At 35.6% G+C, this 22,205-nt stretch carries 16 protein-coding genes and 3 pseudogenes; 10 read left to right on the top strand and 9 right to left on the bottom strand.

What is annotated here, in order from left to right:
- The 3 genes and pseudogenes from CWATDRAFT_RS19215 to CWATDRAFT_RS19205 form a co-directional block, all read left to right on the top strand.
- Positions 1 to 1,491: pseudogene (locus CWATDRAFT_RS19215) on the top strand (group II intron reverse transcriptase); the annotation flags it as partial.
- 445 nt (positions 1,492 to 1,936) lie between these two features.
- Complete coding sequence (locus CWATDRAFT_RS19210; protein WP_007306594.1) at positions 1,937 to 3,421, top strand: IS1380-like element ISCwa5 family transposase; 1,485 nt, start codon at positions 1,937 to 1,939, stop codon at positions 3,419 to 3,421.
- 475 nt (positions 3,422 to 3,896) lie between these two features.
- Positions 3,897 to 4,301 carry a tetratricopeptide repeat protein gene (locus tag CWATDRAFT_RS19205; protein ID WP_232287144.1) on the top strand — a complete coding sequence of 135 codons (405 nt, stop codon included), beginning with the start codon at positions 3,897 to 3,899 and terminating at the stop codon, positions 4,299 to 4,301.
- A gap of 287 nt (positions 4,302 to 4,588) precedes the next feature.
- On the opposite strand, the pseudogene CWATDRAFT_RS19200 reads toward CWATDRAFT_RS19205, so the two are convergent.
- A pseudogene (locus CWATDRAFT_RS19200) lies at positions 4,589 to 6,027 on the bottom strand (NF041680 family putative transposase).
- A 79-nt stretch (positions 6,028 to 6,106) separates the two neighbouring features.
- Between CWATDRAFT_RS19200 and CWATDRAFT_RS19195 the strand changes: the two are divergent.
- Both CWATDRAFT_RS19195 and CWATDRAFT_RS19190 read left to right on the top strand, forming a co-directional pair.
- Positions 6,107 to 6,502, top strand: a complete 396-nt coding sequence (locus CWATDRAFT_RS19195) for a hypothetical protein (RefSeq protein WP_007306596.1) — start codon at positions 6,107 to 6,109, stop codon at positions 6,500 to 6,502.
- 685 nt (positions 6,503 to 7,187) lie between these two features.
- Complete coding sequence (locus tag CWATDRAFT_RS19190) at positions 7,188 to 8,813, top strand: IS1634-like element ISCwa1 family transposase (protein ID WP_007306597.1); 1,626 nt, start codon at positions 7,188 to 7,190, stop codon at positions 8,811 to 8,813.
- A 322-nt stretch (positions 8,814 to 9,135) separates the two neighbouring features.
- Here the strand turns inward: CWATDRAFT_RS19190 and CWATDRAFT_RS34130 are convergent.
- From CWATDRAFT_RS34130 to CWATDRAFT_RS42145, 4 genes and pseudogenes are all read right to left on the bottom strand, one after another.
- Positions 9,136 to 10,661, bottom strand: a protein-coding gene (locus CWATDRAFT_RS34130) for an IS5-like element ISCwa2 family transposase (protein ID WP_085961758.1) whose coding sequence is annotated in 2 segments (ribosomal slippage) — positions 9,136 to 9,791 and positions 9,791 to 10,661 — 1,527 coding nt in all. Because the reading frame shifts where the segments join, the coding sequence is not laid out codon by codon here.
- Positions 10,662 to 10,837: 176 nt separating this feature from the next.
- Positions 10,838 to 11,209: a hypothetical protein gene (locus CWATDRAFT_RS19175; RefSeq protein ID WP_007306589.1), complete on the bottom strand. Its 372-nt coding sequence runs from the start codon at positions 11,207 to 11,209 to the stop codon at positions 10,838 to 10,840.
- Positions 11,210 to 11,342: 133 nt separating this feature from the next.
- Positions 11,343 to 11,924: an HNH endonuclease gene (locus CWATDRAFT_RS42150; protein ID WP_459538830.1), complete on the bottom strand. Its 582-nt coding sequence runs from the start codon at positions 11,922 to 11,924 to the stop codon at positions 11,343 to 11,345.
- A gap of 15 nt (positions 11,925 to 11,939) precedes the next feature.
- A pseudogene (locus CWATDRAFT_RS42145) lies at positions 11,940 to 12,803 on the bottom strand (reverse transcriptase domain-containing protein); the annotation flags it as partial.
- A gap of 917 nt (positions 12,804 to 13,720) precedes the next feature.
- Between CWATDRAFT_RS42145 and CWATDRAFT_RS19160 the strand changes: the two are divergent.
- The 4 genes from CWATDRAFT_RS19160 to CWATDRAFT_RS19145 all read left to right on the top strand — a co-directional run bounded on the left by CWATDRAFT_RS19160 (position 13,721) and on the right by CWATDRAFT_RS19145 (position 16,898).
- Positions 13,721 to 14,656: a metal ABC transporter substrate-binding protein gene (locus CWATDRAFT_RS19160; protein ID WP_007311713.1), complete on the top strand. Its 936-nt coding sequence runs from the start codon at positions 13,721 to 13,723 to the stop codon at positions 14,654 to 14,656.
- A 169-nt stretch (positions 14,657 to 14,825) separates the two neighbouring features.
- Positions 14,826 to 15,587 (top strand): metal ABC transporter ATP-binding protein, encoded by a 762-nt coding sequence (locus tag CWATDRAFT_RS19155; protein WP_007306599.1) that lies wholly within the window; start codon positions 14,826 to 14,828, stop codon positions 15,585 to 15,587.
- A gap of 90 nt (positions 15,588 to 15,677) precedes the next feature.
- On the top strand, positions 15,678 to 16,574 hold the full coding sequence (locus tag CWATDRAFT_RS19150) for a metal ABC transporter permease (protein WP_007306600.1): 897 nt from the start codon (positions 15,678 to 15,680) through the stop codon (positions 16,572 to 16,574).
- A gap of 39 nt (positions 16,575 to 16,613) precedes the next feature.
- A complete protein-coding gene (locus CWATDRAFT_RS19145) occupies positions 16,614 to 16,898 on the top strand; it encodes a hypothetical protein (RefSeq protein WP_007306601.1) in 285 nt (94 codons plus the stop codon).
- Between the two features lie 244 nt (positions 16,899 to 17,142).
- Here the strand turns inward: CWATDRAFT_RS19145 and CWATDRAFT_RS19140 are convergent, their stop codons facing one another.
- On the bottom strand, positions 17,143 to 17,397 hold the full coding sequence (locus CWATDRAFT_RS19140) for a hypothetical protein (protein WP_050018364.1): 255 nt from the start codon (positions 17,395 to 17,397) through the stop codon (positions 17,143 to 17,145).
- Between the two features lie 201 nt (positions 17,398 to 17,598).
- Positions 17,599 to 19,224: an IS1634-like element ISCwa1 family transposase gene (locus CWATDRAFT_RS19135; protein ID WP_007306586.1), complete on the bottom strand. Its 1,626-nt coding sequence runs from the start codon at positions 19,222 to 19,224 to the stop codon at positions 17,599 to 17,601.
- A gap of 230 nt (positions 19,225 to 19,454) precedes the next feature.
- On the opposite strand from CWATDRAFT_RS19135, the gene CWATDRAFT_RS19130 reads away from it, so the two are divergent.
- Positions 19,455 to 20,483: an IS701 family transposase gene (locus CWATDRAFT_RS19130; protein ID WP_071905623.1), complete on the top strand. Its 1,029-nt coding sequence runs from the start codon at positions 19,455 to 19,457 to the stop codon at positions 20,481 to 20,483.
- A gap of 389 nt (positions 20,484 to 20,872) precedes the next feature.
- Here the strand turns inward: CWATDRAFT_RS19130 and CWATDRAFT_RS19125 are convergent, their stop codons facing one another.
- Positions 20,873 to 21,811, bottom strand: a complete 939-nt coding sequence (locus CWATDRAFT_RS19125; protein WP_007306585.1) for a ParB/RepB/Spo0J family partition protein — start codon at positions 21,809 to 21,811, stop codon at positions 20,873 to 20,875.
- On the bottom strand, positions 21,804 to 22,205 hold a 402-nt coding region (locus CWATDRAFT_RS19120), incomplete at its 5' end, for a ParA family protein (RefSeq protein ID WP_042711889.1). The genes CWATDRAFT_RS19120 and CWATDRAFT_RS19125, both read right to left, overlap by 8 nt.

The following is a 22,205-nucleotide window of genomic DNA, read 5'->3' as shown; positions in this document are numbered from 1 at the left end:
AACGGACGGCAGTGCCAGTTGCTCGCTGCATGACGATCTAGAGGATCCCCAAAAACGTGGACTGGGGATACCACCATGAAAGATAGAGCAATGCAAGCCTTGGTTAAATCAGCCTTAGAACCATACTGGGAAGCCCAATTTGAGGGTACATCTTATGGCTTCCGTCCAGGCAGAAGCGCACAAGACGCTATCAGTAGAATATTTTTAGCAATAAAAACGAATGCAAAATATGTTCTAGATGCAGATATCGCCAAATGCTTCGACAAGATTAACCATGATTACCTACTGTCCAAAGTAGATTGTCCACACAACATCAAAAGAATCATTAAACAATGGTTGGAATGCGGTGTAATGGACAAGGGCATTTTTGAGGAAACAGATTCAGGTACACCTCAAGGTGGTGTAATAAGTCCGTTATTGGCTAACATTGCACTACACGGAATGATAATAGACATAGAAAATCACTTCCCCCGTACAAAACGGAGAGAAGATGGCAGTCTTAAACAGGGATATAAACCCAAAATCATCCGCTACGCCGATGATTTCGTAATTCTTCATACAGATTACGATGTTATTCTACAATGTAAAAATCTAGTTGCACAATGGTTAGAAAAAGTCGGATTGGAACTAAAACCAGAGAAGACTTCCATAAGACACACTCTAAAAAGTATTGTCCATAATGGTAAAACCATTGAACCAGGCTTCGATTTCCTTGGATTCAATATTAGGTCATACCCCAAGGGTAAACACCACTCTAGTAAAACAGGTGGAAAAAATGCACAACTAACTGGATTCAAAACACTAATCAAGCCAAGCAAGAAAAAAATACTAGCTCACCATGAGGCAATCAAAGAGTCCATCAAGGCCAACAAGAAAGCCCCACAAAAAGCATTAATCACAAGATTAAATCCCATAATCCCAGGATGGTGTAATTACTACCGAAATGTTTGCAGTAAGAAAACATTCAAATCCGAAGACAACATATTATGGAATATGCTTAGAGCTTGGACAGTAAGCAGGAAAAAGAAAGAGACACCATTGATTAAAGCTCTTAAAAAATATTTCTCATACGGAAAACACGGATTCTGGAAATTCCAAACAAAAGGAGCAGTCCTCTATCACCACGCCGAAACAGGAATATTGAGACACACATTGGTTAAACCTGAAGCTTCACCCTATGACGGAAACTGGACTTACTGGAGCAAAAGACGAGGTACATATTCTGGGACACCAACAAGAGTCGCAAAACTCTTAAAGAAACAAAAAGGTATATGTCCTCAATGTAAGCAATACTTTACACCTGAAGACTTGATAGAAGTTGACCACATTATCCCCAAATCGAAAGGTGGAAAGGATACCTACAACAATCTTCAAGCTCTACATCGTCACTGTCATGATGTCAAAAGCAAAAATGACTACCTCTACGATTGGTTAGAAAATGGCTATGAATGGAAAGACGATGTGTTAACAGTACCTATGACAAAGGACTAATTGCCGAGAGCCGTGTGAGGTGAAAGTCTCATGCACGGTTCGGAATGGGAGTCGTGGTAGGTGACTACCACTTCGACCCCTAATCAATAATAGCCCTGCCACTGGCTAATAAAACTTGTATCTTTGATGGCATATTAAAAGAAATTACGTTATGTTTTTGCATAACCATACCCACATTACCCGAATTTCTCACAAAATCTGCGATCGCCAAACACAGAAGCCTTACAGGAAGTGGGTTTGAACAGAGCGATCGCAGATTTCCCCAACCAACAGTCTGTTGTCAGATTTTAAGTTAAAATCAACCCGAATTAGACAAAGATGAAAAGATAAATCAATCACTCATTTTTCCAAAAAAATTATTAACAAAATCTCTAATAGTACTAGATTGTTAGAATAAAATATGCTATAATTTAATTATTAAAGCAATTTACCTTAAACTGATTTAATGAGTCCCAGTCATCCCCGAAACCCTCGTCAAGTAATCAACTTTAGTAAACAGAAAGGAAAAGAAATAATCGCTAATTTTGATGGGGGACTAATCACTTCAGATGCGGGGATTGTCTGGATAGCTGAGTTGGATAAAAAACTGGGAATTACCGAGAAGTTTGGTAACTGTTTTCAAGATCATCGTCATCAATCTTATGTAGATCATTCCGTTCATGAGTTATTAGCACAAAGGCTTTATGGAATTATTTTAGGCTATGAAGATGTCAATGACCATGATAAATTACGTCACGATCCTGCCCTTAAGATCGCTTTAGAAAAGCTTAATGAACTTGAAGATAAAAAGGGATGGTTAGCTGGAAAAAGTACAATTAATAGATTGGAATATTGTCCTGAGACTATTCTCGACCAAAAAACGAGTCGTTATCATAAAATAGAACCCAACTTTGAAGCCATTGAAAAATCTTTTGTCGAATTTTTTTTAGAGTCTTATAAAAAACCTCCCTTAAGTATTATATTAGATATGGATGTCACGGATGACCAAGTACATGGTAATCAAGAAGGGGCATTTTTTAATAGTTATTATCACGGAGTATGTTATGCTCCTTTATATATTTTCTGTGGGCATCATTTATTAGTTGCTAAACTTCGTTCATCTAATGTAGATCCAGCCGATGGAGCCTTAGACGAATTACAAAGAATTATCGGACTAATTAGAGAAAAATGGTCAGAGACTCATATCCTAGTTAGGGGTGATAGTGCCTATGCCCGTGAAGAAATCTTCTATTTTTGTGAAAATCAGCCTTTAGTTGATTATGTTATAGCTATGGGAACAAATGGCGTTCTTAAGTTACGAGCGGATGATGTAATTGAAAAAGCCAAACATGAATATAAAAAAAAACTAGCTCCAATAACTGAATTAATGGATAGTTTATTTCAGAAAAAAGAAGATTTAGAAGAAGTTAAAAAATTAGTACCAATTTCTACTTGGTATCGCTCTATTCGTTATAAAACAGAAAAGTCATGGAGTTGTCAAAGAAGAGTAGTGACAAAAGTTTGTTATGGAAGTGATGGCTTAAAAATGCGCCATGTGGTGACATCTTTGCCCGCTTCAAAAATTCCACCCTCAAAACTTTATACAAAAAAATACTGTCCGAGAGGCGAGATGGAAAATCGGATTAAAGAACAACAATTAGACTTGTTAGCTGATAGAACTTCAACTCAAACATTTCAAAGTAATCAACTAAGATTATGGATACATTCCTGGGCTTATGTTCTCATAAATGCTTTTCGTCAACACTGTTTAAAAAAAACTTCATTGGCTAAAGCAACTGTGGGAAGAATACGTCTAAATCTTCTTAAGTTGGGAGCCAGAATAAAGATTAGTTGTAGAAGAATTATTATCGCTATAGCTAGTGCTTGTCCTTATCAAGATATTTTGTCTATTGCTAACAAAAGAATTAAAACTATTCCTAATACTGGATAAGTAGAACAAGTTGTTTTTTAAAAAAGATATCTATCATAAGTTGTTGACTGACTGATACTTTCATTTAGTCTTATTTATCGTGGAGAAAATCAAAAGTTAATATAATTATTCCCTCTTAAACTTAATTTTTGGATAATCAAAGTCAATTTTTTTATTCATCTATATTCAAAATTTCTATTAGTCCTAAAAATTATCATTTTTCATCTCTGGATTGGGCTTTCAAATTAATTTGTGAGAAATCCGGGTAAAGCCCTCCCTTATCCGTTATGATTTGAGTGGAACAATCTTGAACTAACTTTAAAATTTCCCTCCTCATTCAATTTCCTTTGCTATACCAATAATTAGGTCATTGATAATTAGGGAATAAATGGTGTCTGTATCAGCAAAAATTTATCGCTTCATGATAGGGTTACTAATTTTCGTCTTTTTCGGTTTTCCTGATCTGGTTTTGAGTAAGTCTCATAATGATGGTTTCATGGCAAACTCGAGAATGACTGCTCAGATATATATCTCTGATCCCTATCTGAATGAGTTATTGATTCAGGGTATGGAAAAAGGAATTCAAGGAGATTATCAAGGGGCGATCGTTCTGTTTACCAAAATTTTACAGTTCAGTCCTAGTGAAGTCGAAGCTTATTACAATAGGGGTCTGGCTTATACTAAACTTAACAACTATCAGGCAGCAATGGCTGATTTGACCCAAGCTTTAGCCCTTAATCAAACCATACCCGACCTATATATAGAAAGGGCAAAAGTTTATTTACAATTGGGTGATCGTCCAGCGGCGATCGCAGATATGAAACAAGCCAAGACATTATTAAGACAACAAGGAGACTCAGAAACTTCTCGTTACCAGGAAATTGATAGTTTACTCAATTAGTTTAATGATCCCAAAAAAAAATATTAAGTTTTATGGATAAAGGTTATTTTGTAGCAAGCGATACAGAATTATGTATTATAAATAGTACGGAGGGTGAAATAAACCTAATAAGAAATCATCATAAGCAATCGGAGTTTGAAAATTATGTCTACCCAACAATTGGACTTTGGACAAAAAAAGTTTGTTAGCGTATATTTTACGCTAAACTAAAACCCCAAAATATCGGCTCTGTATCAGTCAATAAAATTGGCTGACAAATAGGGCTAATCTATAGATTCTGAGGAAAACTAAGGAGCTTTTAAGTTTTTAGTTGATTTTTTGCTCCCTTTCTTGATAACATCATGACGAGTTCGTGGGGCTTTTTTGTAACCTTTAATACGTCCGGAAGAAAAACCTCGACGTTTGGGAAATTTGGCGAAAGTCCCCAAGGTCGTAATTATTCTTGAAAAGTCTCTTTGAACTAGACTAGGGGTGATTTTTATGGATTTATTAGTCTTCAAATACTGTTCCCAATCACGGGGTAAAACCACAGCTAATTTTCTGGCAGCCCACAAATTTACATAAGAAAGAAGTGTTAGTTTAAACCAATTTTCTTCATGATGTACATCGGGAGTTAAATAAGATGTCATCAATAATCTTTGTTTACCAAATCGAAAAAGATGTTCCATGTCATAACGTTGTCGATAACACTGATAACAATCAACTAAACTTAACTCATCGCGCCGAGAACCAATAACAATAAGCCACATAGGTTTCCAAATACTATTTCTTTCTTGAGCTCTGACAACAATCTGGAGTAAAGTAAAGGGGTGATTGTTCATTTTATAGTTTTTAGTTCCTCTCATTAACATCTGTTTCCATCCCGAAATAGTCACTGTTAATTGACGACCTTTTTTCGTTGTAAAGGGAACATGATGAACTTCATCAGGTTCAGTCCAAGTTTGGTCATCTTTAAGGTCAAATTTATCCCCATACCAACGGGGATGTCCCGAAGTTTTGGCTTGATTTGGGTCCCGAATAAATTGACGATAAAAAACTCGGTCACTTCTAACTCTTGTAATAGTAACTAGGTCTTCATGCTTAACTTGTTCCCCAATAAAATCCTTTTGGCTGTAGTCACTATCAGCCACTAAGACAGATAATTTATCAGAAAATAAAGAACTTTGCCAGATTTTTTTTAGTTGTTGATTGCCTTGATTTACTCCTTTATGTTTAGAGGGGACTCGCTCTCCTGATAAGGGGACAGCCCAAGGGACTTTTTCTGTGTCTATTTGGTCAGGTAAAGCGCAGACAACGGAATAACAATGTCCAATATTAATGGGTTTATTTCCCTTAATTGGATTGGGGTAATGAATAAAGGTTTTATCCGCTAACGTTTCGGCAAACGGTCGTGGACAGGGAGTTGTGTCAATACCAAATAAGTTATAATGTTTTGAAGTGGGAGGAATTGTTCTCGATACCGCTGAAAATAAAGTCTCAATTCTCTGTTCATAATTAGGGTCAGTTTGAGTGGGTAAAACTCTTGAATTCCTCTATATAAACTGTTATAATCTCTTCTAAATAAAGGATTGAGAGACAATTCAACGACTGAGTGAGCTTGTTGGTTACTGGAGAGGGCATCGAGTAATTCTATAATAGTTTCTTTTCTAGCTTTTAGTCCTTGGAAGAGGTTAGACCTCCACACCAGGAATTCCTCGACAGACGTAGCCGTTTCATTTTTGGTCATCTTTAAAATTTATTACCTTATAAATTAGCGGAATATATACGCTAACATCAAAAGAGGTTGTTTGTTACAGTTAAGGCTAATGTCATCACATTCCGAACTTAAGACCAGTCAAGATGTCCACCTGAGAGCCAAACAAATTAAGAGTCTAATTCGCTCTCTTAAACAGAAAACAAAGAAAATTGAACGGGAAGGGGAAGTAGCACCAGCTAATTGTCATATTATTCGTTATCAGGTTAATCGAAAGGGAACACTCTACTGGTATTATAAACTACAGGCTGCTGAATCAATTTTTCCTATGGCCACTAATAATGAGAAAAAAACTAAATATAAATATTTAGGACGAGCCGGAAGTTCTGCTCATATTGATGCTGTAGAAAAACTCACTAGGAGAAATCTCATTGATGAATTAGAACGAGTCATTCAATCTCTAACTGAAAGCTACTTAGATATCTATATTGGAACCGAAACTGAATGAAGCTATTTAATATTTAAAATCCCCTAAAAAGATGGAAAGAGAGTTTTTAAAATCACCTTAATTCTCTATTTTAGCTCTGGAGACATGTTTCGCGTAAAATTTACGCTAACAATTGTTTTTTATCCAAAGTCCAATTATTCGGTACACTTAAGAATAAGGGAAAATCTCTGCCTCCAAGCATGAGCATTTCCCAGACAACGCAACCGCTACTAAAGCTTTTAGGCTTTGAAAAACTTGAAACGCTGTAAAGCCAAAGGATAGTTTTATGAAGTTTTAAAAGTAGGGAGCAACCCTGATCACCCAACAGCTAATAGTTCTTGTTTGGAGACGAGACTAACTGTAGAGGTGTTGAAGGAGGTTGCCGTCTTCATTTTACCTAGATTTAGTGTAAAATTACAACACCAAGATGTCATTTGTCATGACAAAATTTAACTACTTACCCGAAAATTCGAGCTTTGAGATTGAAAAAAAAATACAACCCCTGGCTTAAAAGCAAGGGTCAGGAGTTTGCATATTCCTTATTTCAATCATCAGCAATCCTTTAAACCCAGATTCCGCACTTCAAAAAGTAGCATTAAATACTACAAGCCTGGGGTTAATAATTAAGTATAATTGCTTAAGCTCTTGAAGACAAAAAAGTGGGATAATTGCTTAAGTTGTTTCCTCTGTAAAAAAAGAGCGAAAAATGTCTTATTTAGAAGAAATACAAGTTAAAAATTTAGACTATTTAGGGATAGTAACTGGTTTAATTGATGAAATAGGAATAGTCAAAATAATTAATAATAAATTAGGAATAGATGTTAGAGAAAAAATCTCAGCAGGTACAGTAGTTAAGTCTATTTTAATCAATGGACTAGGATTTGTTTTAAGACCTCTATATTTATTCAGTCAGTTTTTTCAAGATAAAGCCATTGAGAAATTGTTAGGAGAAAGAATTAAACCTGATTACCTTAATGATGATAAAATCGGGAGAGTAATGGATGAATTATATAAATATGGACTAAATGATATTTTTATTGAAGTAGTTTTAGAAGTAATTAAAAAATTTAAAATAGACCTTAAATACTCCCATTTAGATTCCACATCATTTCATTTAGATGGAGAATATAAAAGGGAAGAAGATAAAGAGAAACAGGAAGAAGAAAAAATTATTAAAGAAAGACCAATTTTTATTAAGAAAGGATATTCTCGGGACCATAGACCAGACTTAAAACAATGTGTCTTGGATTTAATAACAAGCCAAGATGGAGATATTCCATTATTTGTGAGAGTAGGAGATGGAAATGAATCTGATAAAGCTGTATTTGGAAAAGTTTTAGTAGAATTCAAAAAGCAAATAAAGTTTGATAGTATCATGGTTTGTGATAGTGCTTTATATGGTCAAGAAAATCTCCAACTAATCCAACATTTAAAATGGATAACGAGAGTTCCAATGACCATAAAAAAAGCAAAAGAATTAGTGCAAAATATAGAGGTGGAAGAAGTAAAAGATGAAGATAAAGAAAAAAGAAGTGACCTAAATTTAGAAAGTTATACCTGGAAAGAAGAAATTGTTACTTATGGTGGAATCAAGCAAACTTGGTTAATAGTCTTGAGTGAAAAAAGACAGAAAAGTGATTTGGAAAAACTAGAAAAACAACTTTCCCAAGAAGAGAAGAAATCCCAAAAATTTCTTAAAGAAATACAATCTGAAGAATTTGAACATCCTCAAGCTGCTCGATATAAATTAAAAGCTATTAATAAAAAATTGAGATTGTTGGAAATAAAAGAAGTTGAACTGATTGAAACTTACTCGAAAAAAAAGGAAAAGATTTATAAAATGATTAGTCTGATCATCAAAAAAGATGAAGAGATAAGTAGAAAGACTAAAGAAGCAGGAAAATTTATTTTAGCAACTAACTTAGTAGAGGAAAATAAATTAGAAGCTAGTGAAATTCTGATAACTTATAAAAACCAGCAATCTACGGAAAGAGGATTTCGATTTTTGAAAGATCCCTTATTTTTTACTGATAGTTTCTTCGTTGGAAAACCAGAAAGAATAGAAACAATGTTATTTTTAATGTCTTTGTGTTTGTTGATTTATAACTTGGGGCAAAGAGAATTAAGAAATTGTTTAAAAAGAGTCGAAAAAGCAATAAATAATCAAGTAGGGAAAGTAACATTGCGTCCGACTTTGAGGTGGATATTTCAATGTTTTCAAGGTATTCATTATGTGATTTTAAACGGAGTTAAACAAATTGTCAATTTAACAGAAGAAAGGCGTTTTATATTGAGTTTATTACCTGCATCTTGTCAAAGATATTATCTATAAATTGAATTGGATAAAGCAAAAATAATAAAAGAATAAGAGTCTAATGATATCAAATGAGAAGAGGAAACTCTCCTTCGTTTGTGCTGAGTCTTGCTAAGTTTTCAATGAGTATAAATCTTCTTAATTTGATTATTTTTCCTAAAAATTTAATGAAAAGAGAAATATTCTTGCCCAGGTATGATTTTCGGACTTTTTAAAACTATGTATTTTTTTATACTACATTTTGAAGTGCGGAATCTGGGCTAGATTACACCAACGAATTTCTGATACTCGCAAAGATTGGCATTTTAAGTTGGGTTTGCTGAAAAAGTTTCTCCAAAATTTATGCCACTTTTGACCAAGAATTTTCTGACAAATCAATAAGTTTTAGTACATAAAAATTGTTTAAAGTATAATCAAAATTAATGAAAGGCGGTTTGATGAGTTCCCCTGTTCTATTATTAGTAAATAAGGACAAAAAAAGCGACAAAAACTGCCTCAGAAGTTTAGAAAGATTGACAACTAAAAATGTAATAGCAATAGATGTAATGGAGGTTTCAGGGAGTTTTGTCATCACGAGATTTAGGCTAAATCTTCGTTTAGCTTGTCCAAACTTTCCCTCAATAGCATTACGGAAGCATTCATCGGAGTGGGCTTGTTTCTTTTCTTCTTCACTGACATTTTTCGGAGGTCTTCCTAACTTCGGACCACTGATTCTTATCCCTCTTTCCTTACACCAATTTCTGTTTTCCCTAGTTCGATAAATTTTATCTACATGGACGGATTCGGGATAATAGCCAAACGTTTCTTTATACTTTTCTACTTGTTCTTTTAAATGACAAGATTCATTGAAGTTTTCCCAACTTATTTTGTCTAGAAACACATAGTTATCTACACAGCTTACTGAGAGTTTAGCTCCAAACTCTATTGGTTTTCCTGCTTTTCCCCTCACTATTGGACGAATATGCGGTTGAGTTAAACTTACAATTCTTTGAGGACACTCTGGGTCTTATTCTCCCACATTGACTGTTGTTGCTCATAAACTTTTTTGATAGTCTCTAGACAATTTTTCTGTCTTTTACTCAGATTTTCCAGGGAAGCCCCAGCTTGAATTAAGTCTTCTATATTTCCTAAATTTTTCTTAAAGTATTTTAACTGTTTCCCGATAGCTTTTCTTCTTTCTTGATAAGATACTTTTCGTTTTTTAGCTACTTTTAAGTATTCCTTTCTAGCAATTATTCTAGAAGTTCTCGGCTTTTTTCTCAATTTTACTCTTAATGGTTTATAAAGATTATCTATTATTCTTTCTGTCTCAATTCTGGCTTGATTTAATATGCCTAAATCCGTTGGGTATTTGATGTCTGCTGGCGCACAAGTCGCATCTAAAATTAGTTTACCTTTATTTTTTATTTTTTCTCCTTTTTCTTGGAGACAATCCTTTTTTTTTACTTCTTTATCACTCTTGTCTATTTCTCTTTTTACTATTTTTTTATTGATTTTGTTTATCAATTCTCCATCAATTCTTTTCCTAAAATGAACTAGCATTGAAGATTCCAGTGGTGGCTCTTGTTGATAACAATTTAAACCTATAAAGTATTGTAGATAGGGATTTTCTCTAATCTGTTCTATAGTTTCTCTATCACTTGTTCCTAATTTTTCCTTAATAATTAATGTCCCTAATGCCATTCTAAATAGTTTGGCTGGCGCACCTTTTTCTGCTGAAAAAAGTTTAGCATATTCTTCCTCAAAATCATCCCAAGGTATCAACTCTGCCATGATTACCCAACGATTATTGGGGGACAATTTGCCCTCGAAAGGTAATTCAAATTTTTCTGGGGGCGGTAAAGGTTGCTCCTCTTTTCGATACATTTGTTCTTGACCAACAACTGGGAGGTGTTTCTACCAATTATAGCGGTTTGTAGCCGACAAAGCTGATCTTTTTTGCGATCGCGAATATGGGTGTAACCTTTTAAAGAATAGGGTTTTGCTTTTATTCAGCAAACCCTAATTAATTATTCTGTTGTTATCGCCAAAATTATAGCACTCTACATTTTAGTCATACAGCCTAGTTCTAATGGAGCTTGCCAATCCTCATTGACAAAAACATCCACATCAAAATAAGTTTCTAACCAAACTCTAGCCCCACCTTTATCATCCCTTGGTTCATGGGAGTAAAACATTCTACATGGTCCGTGAATATCAATAGCATGACCCTGATTGACTCGTTGATTACCTCCCTTAACACTAATAACTGTCTTATTCGTTTTGTTGCTGACATTACCATCAATATTCCGTCGTACTACTTTGACAACAGCTAAATCTTTTTTACGGGGCTTTTTTACTTTTTTACCCCAACGAGCTTTAGGCCCCCGTTTCCCCTCCCTAATAATCGGTTTTCCATCTGATAAAGGAATCACCCATTGATTTCCTAGCTTAAATGCTCCTTCAATGTGGTTATTAGTCAGGGTTGAGTCGAGTGGAGGTATTATCCTCCGACCCTCTCATTTAGAGCCGTACGTGCGTATTTCTACGCATACGGCTCCCGACAAATTAGACTTTTTCAGTCTTGCCCATGTGGATATACTGGTGACAGCTATGGTGAACTGCCATTAAGTTTTTAGGTTTCCAGTTATCGTGGTTTCCGTCTATGTGATGGAGGAGAACCCTCTCATCGTCCATAAATTTCAATCCACAATGTCCGCATGAATGGTTTTGCTTTTTCAAGCATCCAGAGGTTGCTCCGTCATAGAGTTTGCTATTACGCTTACTCCAGTAAACCATGTTCCCATCATAGGGAGATTTGTTACATTTGACATTGATGTGGCGGTTCTCACTGTATGATACTGCTGGAAAAGCCTTCTTGATAAGTTCTGTTGCCGTGTAAAGGTTCAGTTTCTTCTCTTTATTGAAGACTTTGAAGGCTCGGTGAATCATTCTCCATAGGGTGAAGCGAGAGCCGTCCATTTTGCAGTATCTGTGGTAGTTTCGCCATCCTCTGACTAGGGGGGCTAATTTCATAGCTTTAACCCTGGCCCCATAATTCGAGCAGTTGACGATGTTTTTGACTTTCTGACGGAATGTTTTGTAGTTGTCCTCTGATGGGACGCATCTGAACTTTCCGTTAGTTTGCACCTTGAAGTGCCATCCTAGAAAATCAAAGCCATCTGTCGCTTTGACAAGTTTTGTTTTCTTTTCGCTCACCTTTAGTCCTCGGACTGTCAGGAACTCTTGTATCTCCTTGAGTATCTTGTCAGCATCGTCTTTAGGTTTTAAGATAACAACCATATCATCTGCGTAGCGCACTGATTTGTGGATGTCCTCTATACCGTCCAATGCGATGTTAGCTAATAGTGGACTTACCACCCCCCCTTGGGGGGTTCCTTGTTCTGGAAATTCTGGGTTGACCCCTGCTTTCAGGCATCTCCATATACCTGTTTTTATCGTTTGTGGGGCAATTACCCTTTCCATAATGGAAGTGTGGCTTATCCTGTCGAAACACTTTTCTATGTCTAGCTCAAGTATCCTTTTCTCTATCCCATTATGGTTAGATTGTAGGTTGGTATAAATTACCTTTTGAGCGTCGTGCGTTGATCGTCCGGGTCTGAACCCGTAGCTTCTGGCGTGAAAGAGTGCTTCGTGTGCTGGTTCTAGGGCATATTTAACGAGGCATTGCCATGCTCTGTCTGCCATAGTTGGAACCTTTAGCATTCTGGTTGTGCCATCCTTTTTGGGGATAGGTATTTCTCTGAGCTTGGAATGTTTCCAGTCGTGTGCCTTGAGTAACCTTTCTGCTAAGGCGAACCGTTGTTTGAAATTGAGGGATTTAACTCCATCAATTCCTGCGGTTTTCTTACCAGTGTTTAGCTGTGATACTTGTCGGACTGCGAGTAACCTAGCAGCAAAGGATTTCAAAATAAGCTTTTGTATATTCCTAGCTCGTCTAGTGTCTTCTGCTTGAATGGCTTTAAACAATCTTCTTTGGAGACGGAAAAGGTTTCTGCGAAATTTCTTCCACGGTGTGCTTTTTCAAAGTTCACTAAAATCTTTGATTTTGTGTCTAACCATGTTCACCTCGGTTAATCGTTTTCTATTTGCCTCAAGGCAATTACGCCTTGTCCTACCCGAAACTAGAGGATTCCGCATCTCGTCTTGCCTACTCAGGTTTCGACTATTTCCTGAGACTCTAGGTTCGTTTTTATTCGTTCCGTCCGATGATTGATTGTCCCTTTAGATGGAACCACTTTGACTATCGGAAACCCAAGGTTATGTCAATCACCACTCAAAATGTTGACGGGTTACATTACTCCGATGAGGTCAGGGGATACTACTCTTTCTGCTTTGCCTGCCCGTGGATAAGTCACTTTTCTAGGTTCTTTTTCATCGTGGGGACTCCTGTAACGCCAGTGCCACCAGCAGTCGGTGTCTGATTGCGTCCTATTCCCTGCTTCAGCCTCCAGAATTCCGAGTCTGGTCACTGAGGGTAGATTTTGAGTCACGTCTAGCCTGAACGGGAGGGACTTTCACCCTCATCAATCGGACAGTTACTCAGATTTTGGTGTTTTGCACCTCATTCAAACCCCTTGTGGGGTATCTGAGCGAGCCATACGTTGCGTCTTTTGTCTTTTGAATTAGATGCTAACTTTTGGCTCATCGAATCGCACTAAATGATGCACTCTTCGTCGAGACACCCCTAATATTTCTGCTGTGTCTTTTGCTGTTGCAAACATAAGTACAAATAACTATTCAATACCTTTAACTTTTATTTCAACAGCAATTATGGTTAGTCAACAAACAGACTTAAGAGTTGCTTAACCCACTATTAAAGTGAAATAATCATGATAAAATTATGATAAGATTATGAGAGACGCTCATTAATTTTAATAATATATATGTTCTATTCACGGAGCATTGTCCTCACGCTTAGTTTAATGCTAGGTATAGGGTTAATCGCTTGTACTTCAGGTGAAGTCGCCGATCCTTCTAACCAAACAAACAACAGCCAAACCACAGAGTTAGCCGCCGATAATCAAGGAAAAAAGAAAGTATTAACCACTTTCACGGTTCTAGCAGACATCGCTCAAAACGTAGCAGGGGATAAGTTAGACGTACAATCAATTACTCGTATTGGTGCAGAAATTCACGGTTATGAGCCAACCCCTAGCGATATTACCAAAGCCCAAGACGCTGACCTCATCTTATATAATGGCATGAATTTGGAGCGTTGGTTTGAGCAGTTTTTGGGCAATGTAAAAGAGGTCCCTTCCGTGTTGTTAACAGAAGGTATTGAACCCATTCCCATTGCAGAAGGTCCCTACACAGACAAACCCAACCCCCATGCTTGGATGTCTCCCAAAAATGCTTTAGTTTATGTAGAGAATATTCGTCAAGCATTTGTAGAACTCGATCCCGATAATGCAGAGACTTACAACGCCAATGCTGCGGCATATAGTGAAAAGCTTAAAGCCATTGACGAAGAATTACAAAGTGATCTGCAACAAGTTCCCAAAAATCAGCGATATTTAGTCAGTTGCGAGGGTGCATTCTCCTATTTAGCCCGTGACTATAATTTAAAAGAAATTTATATGTGGCCCATCAATGCCGAACAACAGTTCACCCCTAAACAGGTAAAAACCGTTATTGATAAGGTAAAAACCAATCAAGTTCCTACTATTTTTTGTGAAAGTACCGTCAGCGACGAAGGACAAAAACAAGTAGCCAAAACCACTGGTGCAAGGTTTGGGGGCAACCTTTACGTAGACTCCCTTTCCACCGAAGAGGGTCCCGTTCCCACTTTCTTAGACTTACTAGAATACGATGCGCGGGTTATCTCCAACGGGTTACTCGCTGGTAGTAAAGCGCAATAACTTGAGTTAGGAGTTAGGAGTTAGGAGTTAGGAGTTAGGAGTTGTTTTAAATAAGATAATCAACCTTTGAGACTCCTAACTTTAACAAGTTATTAATAAATTTCCTTAGATCGACCTCAAATCAATAGTTTTTCATCTTCTTTCTTGCCAACCATTTGAATACACCATCATGTTAGCAACCACCCAATCTCTAAATATTACGGTAGATAACCTCACTGTTACCTACAACAACGCTAAACTCGCTTTGTATAACGCCAGTTGCACCGTAGAAGCTGGTTCTATTACTGCTTTAGTTGGTCCCAATGGTTGCGGTAAGTCCACCCTGTTTAAATCAATTATGGGATTTTTAGCCCCCAGTCAAGGACGGGTTTTGGTGGGGGGTTCTCCCGTCAAAAAAGCCCAGAAACGGCAATGGATGGCTTATGTACCCCAAGCAGACGAGGTGGACTGGGATTTTCCTGTTAGTGTGTTTGATGTGGTTATGATGGGGCGTTATGGTTATATGAACCTGTTACGTATTCCCAGTGCAAAAGATAAAAGACTGGTGATGGAAAGCTTAGAAAGAGTGGGGATGAGTGAGTTTCGTCATCGTCAGATCGGGGAACTATCAGGAGGGCAGAAAAAACGGGCATTTTTAGCTAGAGCTTTGGCGCAACAAGGTAAAGTTATTTTATTGGATGAACCTTTTACCGGGGTGGATGTGAAGACAGAAAAACGTATTATCGATCTCATGATCCAGCTAAGAGAAGAAGGTCATACTATTTTAGTTTCCACCCATGATCTAATGTCCATTTCTACCTTCTGCGATCGCACTATTCTGCTCAACCAAACCATTTTAGCTTCTGGGACAACAGAAGAAACCTTTACAGAAGAAAACTTAGAAATGACCTTTGGTGGGTTGCCTGTAGCTAACTTCAGTAAGCAAAAATAAACGCCCGTAGTAAGCCCTTTAGGGCTTTAAACCCTAGTTGTATGAGGGCTAAAGCCCCCACTACGGGACTTTAATTTTTCACCTTCAATTATGAATTATTTAATAGTAACTAATATTTTGAACTGGTTCACTGAACCTTTACGATATGGGTTTTTGGTGCAAGCTATCTGGGTAAGTGCCTTTGTTGGTTTAGTTTGTGCCGTACTTTCTTGTTATATTACCCTCAAAGGTTGGTCTTTGATGGGCGATGCTATTTCTCATGCAGTAGTACCTGGGGTGGTAATAGCTTATGCTATTAATATACCTTTTGCGATCGGTGCTTTTATCTTTGGTTTTGGGGCAACTATTGCTATTGGTTATATTAAGTCTAATACTCGACTAAAAGAAGATGCCGTGATCGGCATTGTCTTTACAGGTTTTTTTGCTTTTGGTTTAGTTATTATTACAAAAATCCCTAGTAATATTGATTTATTTCATATTCTTTTTGGTAATGTATTGGGCATTTCTAAATCAGATATTATTCAAACTTTAATCTCAGGAATTATTACTTTAGTTATTATTCTTTTACGACGGAAAGATTTACTACTATTTTGTTTTGATCCTAACCATGCCAAAGCCATTGGTTTGAATACTCAAATGATGTATTATACCTTGCTTTCTGTGTTAGCTTTAACTATTGTAGCTGCCTTACAAACTGCCGGCATTATATTAGTTATTTCTATGTTAGTCACTCCTGGTTCCATTGGCTATTTATTAAGCGATCGCTTCGATTATATGTTAATTATTTCTGTTATCAGCAGTGTTTTTTCCTGTGTCTTTGGAACTTATGTAAGTTATCATCTAGATGTTTCTACAGGTGGCAGCATCGTAGTTTTATTAACCTTATTATTTGTCCTTGCTATGATCTTTGCTCCGAAATATGGTATCTTGGTTCAACAGTTGAGAAAACACACCAATCAAGAGTTGGATGAGTTAGTTAAACATTAAACTTTATAGTTAACTATCAATATTAAATGGGTTAGATCGATGAAACTAAATCAGATTAGAAAATGGCATAGTGCCTTAGCTCCTATTGTAATGCTTCCCTTGATAATGACTGTATGTACAGGAGTTATTTATCGTCTGTCTAAAGATTGGTTTGGACTATCAAGGGATCAAGTACATTTTTTGATGAGTATTCATGAAGGAGAATATTTAGGACATACTTTAGAACCTTTTTATGTATTGTTCAACGGTTTAGGTGTTATTTGGATGCTAGTAACAGGAGGAGTTATGGTGTTTCAAAATTTGAAAAGAAGTTTTAAAAGTTAGTATTTTTCGATAGACTTCGATGATAGCCTATGTTTTATCTCTAGATTTCCACTTAATTTTTGAATCCTCAATTCCCGTACGATGTTTTAATTCTTCTAAAATATCATCTATTGGACTTTGGATAAAAAACAATTGTTAGCGTAAATTTTACGCTAAACATATCTCCAGAGCTAAAATAGAGAATTAAGGTGATTTTAAAAACTCTCTTTCCATCTTTTTAGGGGATTTTAAATATTAAATAGCTTCATTCAGTCTCGGTTCCAATATAGATATCTAAGTAGCTTTCAGTTAGAGATTGAATGACTCGTTCTAATTCATCAATGAGATTTCTTCTAGTGAGTTTTTCTACAGCATCAATATGAGCAGAACTTCCGGCTCGTCCTAAATATTTATATTTGGTTTTTTTCTCATTATTAGTGGCCATAGGAAAAATTGATTCAGCAGCCTGTAGTTTATAACCCAGATTCCGCACTTCAAAATGTAGTATAAAAAAATACATAGTTTTAAAAAGTCCGAAAATCATACCTGGGCAAGAATATTTCTCTTTTCATTAAATTTTTAGGAAAAATAATCAAATTAAGAAGATTTATACTCATTGAAAACTTAGCAAGACTCAGCACAAACGAAGGAGAGTTTCCTCTTCTCATTTGATATCATTAGACTCTTATTCTTTTACTATTTTTGCTTTATCCAATTCAATTTATAGATAATATCTTTGACAAGATGCAGGTAATAAACTCAATATAAAACGCCTTTCTTCTGTTAAATTGACAATTTGTTTAACTCCGTTTAAAATCACATAATGAATACCTTGAAAACATTGAAATATCCACCTCAAAGTCGGACGCAATGTTACTTTCCCTACTTGATTATTTATTCCTTTTTTGACTCTTTTTAAACAATTTCGTAATTCTCTTTGCCCCAAGTTATAAATCAACAAACACAAAGATATTAAAAATAACATTGTTTCTATTCTTTCTGGTTTTTCAACGAAGAAACTATCAGTAAAAAATAAGGGATCTTTCAAAAATCGAAATCCTCTTTCCGTAGATTGCTGGTTTTTATAAGTTATCAGAATTTCACTAGCTTCTAATTTATTTTCCTCTACTAAGTTAGTTGCTAAAATAAATTTTCCTGCTTCTTTAGTCTTTCTACTTATCTCTTCATCTTTTTTGATGATCAGACTAATCATTTTATAAATCTTTTCCTTTTTTTTCGAGTAAGTTTCAATCAGTTCAACTTCTTTTATTTCCAACAATCTCAATTTTTTATTAATAGCTTTTAATTTATATCGAGCAGCTTGAGGATGTTCAAATTCTTCAGATTGTATTTCTTTAAGAAATTTTTGGGATTTCTTCTCTTCTTGGGAAAGTTGTTTTTCTAGTTTTTCCAAATCACTTTTCTGTCTTTTTTCACTCAAGACTATTAACCAAGTTTGCTTGATTCCACCATAAGTAACAATTTCTTCTTTCCAGGTATAACTTTCTAAATTTAGGTCACTTCTTTTTTCTTTATCTTCATCTTTTACTTCTTCCACCTCTATATTTTGCACTAATTCTTTTGCTTTTTTTATGGTCATTGGAACTCTCGTTATCCATTTTAAATGTTGGATTAGTTGGAGATTTTCTTGACCATATAAAGCACTATTACAAACCATGATACTATCAAACTTTATTTGCTTTTTGAATTCTACTAAAACTTTTCCAAATACAGCTTTATCAGATTCATTTCCATCTCCTACTCTCACAAATAATGGAATATCTCCATCTTGGCTTGTTATTAAATCCAAGACACATTGTTTTAAGTCTGGTCTATGATCCCGAGAATATCCTTTCTTAATAAAAATTGGTCTTTCTTTAATAATTTTTTCTTCTTCCTGTTTCTCTTTATCTTCTTCCCTTTTATATTCTCCATCTAAATGAAATGATGTGGAATCTAAATGGGAGTATTTAAGGTCTATTTTAAATTTTTTAATTACTTCTAAAACTACTTCAATAAAAATATCATTTAGTCCATATTTATATAATTCATCCATTACTCTCCCAATTTTATCATCATTAAGGTAATCAGGTTTAATTCTTTCTCCTAACAATTTCTCAATGGCTTTATCTTGAAAAAACTGACTGAATAAATATAGAGGTCTTGAAACAAATCCTAGTCCATTGATTAAAATAGACTTAACTACTGTACCTGCTGAGATTTTTTCTCTAACATCTATTCCTAATTTATTATTAATTATTTTGACTATTCCTATTTCATCAATTAAACCAGCTACTATCCCTAAATGGTCTAAATTTTTAACTTGTATTTCTTCTAAATAAGACATTTTTCGCTCTTTTTTTACAGAGGAAACAACTTAAACAATTATCCCACTTTTTTGTCTTCAAGAGCTTAAGCAATTATACTTAATTATTAACCCCAGGCTTGTAGTATTTAATGCTACTTTTTGAAGTGCGGAATCTGGGTTAAAGGAATAATTTAGGAGTTTCGCATTGACAAAAGAGCGTAAATATGCAGATGATGTTTTCAGGTGATCGCTAATGAAGGAGAAAAATCATAAGACTTCGGAGTAAACCATCAACAGCCCAATGTAATCTAGATCAATATACATACTTCTTGCTCTCAGAGCCAAAATACACAGGTTGCTGCCGTTTAGCTGAGATTTTAGAAATTTCTCGTCATAGCACCAATAGATTCTTACTAAGAGAGCAATATGAACCAATAGATTTATTTAGAGAAGTTCAAGGAAACCTTAATTTGATTGGAGGAGTGTTAAGTGGGGATGATACCGTTATTGAAAAACACTACTCTCAAGTAGGAAAAGCTCATTTAATCAACTATTATTGGTCAGGAAAACATCAAAAAGCCATCAAAGGAATTAACTTAATTACTTTGTATTATACTGACTATGATGGAAAATCAATGCCTATTAATTATCGCCTTTATGATCCTCTAGATAATAAAACAAAAAATGATTACTTAAGAGAGATGATCGTAGAAGTAATCAAGTGGGGGGTAAAACCTTCTACTATAACGACAGACTGTTGGTATTCTTCTAAAGAGAATTTAAGATTTTTTAGAGACAAAGAACTGAATTTTCAAGTAGGAATAGCCAAAAATAGACAAGTAAAAGTAGAAGGAGGTAAATATCAAAGAGTAGAGGGGTTGGAAATTCCTAATAATGGATTGATAGTAATTATCAAAAAATTCGGAAAAGTAAAAATATTTAAGAGGACTTTTAAACACGGAAGTTGTCGTTATTATGCTACTTTTCTATATGATGAATCTAAACTTATGGATTGGAAGCGCGATGATTTTAGAGAGTTACAAACTATTCATTGGGGAATAGAATGCTATCATAGAGCTTTAAAACAATTGTGTGGATTATCTAAGTTTCAAGTAAGAACGACAAAAGCTATTGTTACTCATATTTTCTGTTCTTTAAGAGCATTTTGTCAATTGGAACTGATGAGAATTAAAGCAACTATAGAGTCTTGGTATTCTCTCCAAAGAGAGCTTTCTTTAAAAGTGGCACGGGAGTTTATTTTAGAACAATTATCTCCCACTAATTCTTTGACAGCATAATTTTTATTTTCTGTCAATGCGAAACTTCTATAATTATGGAACTTAGACTGAACTTTGAGGTATTTTTGCCAATCACCCGATTCTAAAAGTTCGGTTAGTCCTTTTTCGAGTTGCCCAAAGGCAAGTGCAGTTTTGGTTGTTTTCATGGATCTGTCAAAACTTTTTTTCTCAAGATCCGCGCGAAAGCGCATTAACCCCAAAAAAAAGAGAAGGAATTTTCCTTCCCTTTTAAAGTTGATAAGCTCTCAAATCAAATTGAGCAATACCTTCATAGATGAATGCCGCTAAGTTATTTTTTTTGACGAGGCTCAAACCAGCATCATTCCGTAGTCTTCACGGTAATTTTGACTCATAACTTAGCGGCATTCCCTTCATAGATACCTTCATAATTATTCTTCTAAAATGTTTTCAACTTTCCTTAGCCATCCTTGAATTTTCTTCCACTTTCTTGAATCCTCCCAAACCTTGGAAGTTTTCAGTTTTTTATAGACTGAGGTAATTTCGTCTTTAGGAGTAAACTCTTGTTCATTGAATTGAGGACTCTCTGTTAGTTCTTTAATCTTCTCTTTAATTTGGGATAGTGACAAACCCTTTGTGATGGCCTCTTCTAAAAGACTTTCTCTCATCAATGGAGATTTGATTTTGGCGATCGCAGACGCTTTAGTATAGGCAATTTTTCCCTCTCTTAGCTTGACTTTGATATCATCAGGTAGTCTCAGAAGAGGGATTCTATGAGACAAAAAAGATTGCCAAGTCAGTCCTAAAGGAGCAAAAAAATCTTCAATCTCAGTTTTCCCCACATCGTTGTGGGGAAGATTAATTTGACTTTTAATCTTACCTTTTTCTTCGTCTTTAAATCGGTTTAGGAGAGAGGTAACTTCAGTTGTATTAAGATTGAACTTCAACGATAAGAGGTCTAAAACCGCCTCAGTTTCCTCAACCGGATTTAAGTCTTCTCTTTGAAGATTTTCCGTAAGTGAGATCAATTTAGCTTCTTGGACTGTCAAAGATTTAATCAAGACCGGAACAGAATCTAATTCAAGTTGCTTGGCCACACGATATCGTCTTTCTCCAGCGACTAATTCGTATTTTCCATCATCTAATGGGCGCACCAGAAGAGGCTGTAAAATACCATCTCTTTTGATAGAGTAAGCTAATTGATTGAGGGAATAAGGGTCAAAGTATTTTCGAGGTTGGGAAGGAGGAAGGGATATATCCGATAAAGGCAGAAATTGAGGAGATGAATGACTCTCTAATTCTTTTATGGTTGTCTCAAAAAAGGATTTATTGCGAAAATTGCGTTGAGGAGGGGCAGTGGTTTTAGACATGAGTAAGTTGTTGGGTTAAGGACTCGATTTGTTTAACGTAAGATTTGAAAAGAGAAAGAAGTGTGTTATTGGATTTAGGAGAGAGAGCAAAAGGTTTGCCGTATTCAGTTGCTTCAGCAATGGCCGTTGAGCGAGGGAGGGGATCAAGAATAGGAGCAATCTTACTTAAGTCATTGTGTAGTAAGTTTAGTACCCTTTGTTCCGTGATGTTACGCTTGGAATATTGGGTAGGAATGAAAGCGAGGATGTTTAATGTGGGGTTCAGTTTCGCTTTAACTTTAGCGATTGTATCTAACATCAAATCCGTCCCCACTGTAGCTTTAAACTGAGTTTGGATAGGAACTAGAACATAATGGGAAGCCACTAGACTGATTAAAGGCAACATTGTCAAGCT

Origin of the sequence: Crocosphaera watsonii WH 8501 (assembly GCF_000167195.1) — a bacterium.
GTDB lineage: Bacteria > Cyanobacteriota > Cyanobacteriia > Cyanobacteriales > Microcystaceae > Crocosphaera > Crocosphaera watsonii.
The sequence above is the reverse complement of the archived record's forward strand: the minus strand, read 5'-3'. Positions and strand labels throughout refer to the sequence as shown.

What these genes read in the sequence shown, in the direction of transcription:
- CWATDRAFT_RS19150 (WP_007306600.1), top strand. Translation starts at nt 15,678, where the DNA reads ATGAATTATTTAATAGTAACTAATATTTTGAACTGGTTCACTGAACCT.
- CWATDRAFT_RS19140 (WP_050018364.1), bottom strand. Translation starts at nt 17,397, where the DNA reads ATGTATTTTTTTATACTACATTTTGAAGTGCGGAATCTGGGTTATAAA.
- CWATDRAFT_RS19145 (WP_007306601.1), top strand. Translation starts at nt 16,614, where the DNA reads ATGAAACTAAATCAGATTAGAAAATGGCATAGTGCCTTAGCTCCTATT.
- CWATDRAFT_RS19210 (WP_007306594.1), top strand. Translation starts at nt 1,937, where the DNA reads ATGAGTCCCAGTCATCCCCGAAACCCTCGTCAAGTAATCAACTTTAGT.
- CWATDRAFT_RS19160 (WP_007311713.1), top strand. Translation starts at nt 13,721, where the DNA reads ATGCTAGGTATAGGGTTAATCGCTTGTACTTCAGGTGAAGTCGCCGAT.
- CWATDRAFT_RS19135 (WP_007306586.1), bottom strand. Translation starts at nt 19,224, where the DNA reads ATGTCTTATTTAGAAGAAATACAAGTTAAAAATTTAGACCATTTAGGG.
- CWATDRAFT_RS19190 (WP_007306597.1), top strand. Translation starts at nt 7,188, where the DNA reads ATGTCTTATTTAGAAGAAATACAAGTTAAAAATTTAGACTATTTAGGG.
- CWATDRAFT_RS19125 (WP_007306585.1), bottom strand. Translation starts at nt 21,811, where the DNA reads ATGTCTAAAACCACTGCCCCTCCTCAACGCAATTTTCGCAATAAATCC.
- CWATDRAFT_RS19155 (WP_007306599.1), top strand. Translation starts at nt 14,826, where the DNA reads ATGTTAGCAACCACCCAATCTCTAAATATTACGGTAGATAACCTCACT.
- CWATDRAFT_RS19195 (WP_007306596.1), top strand. Translation starts at nt 6,107, where the DNA reads ATGTCATCACATTCCGAACTTAAGACCAGTCAAGATGTCCACCTGAGA.
- CWATDRAFT_RS19205 (WP_232287144.1), top strand. Translation starts at nt 3,897, where the DNA reads ATGGCAAACTCGAGAATGACTGCTCAGATATATATCTCTGATCCCTAT.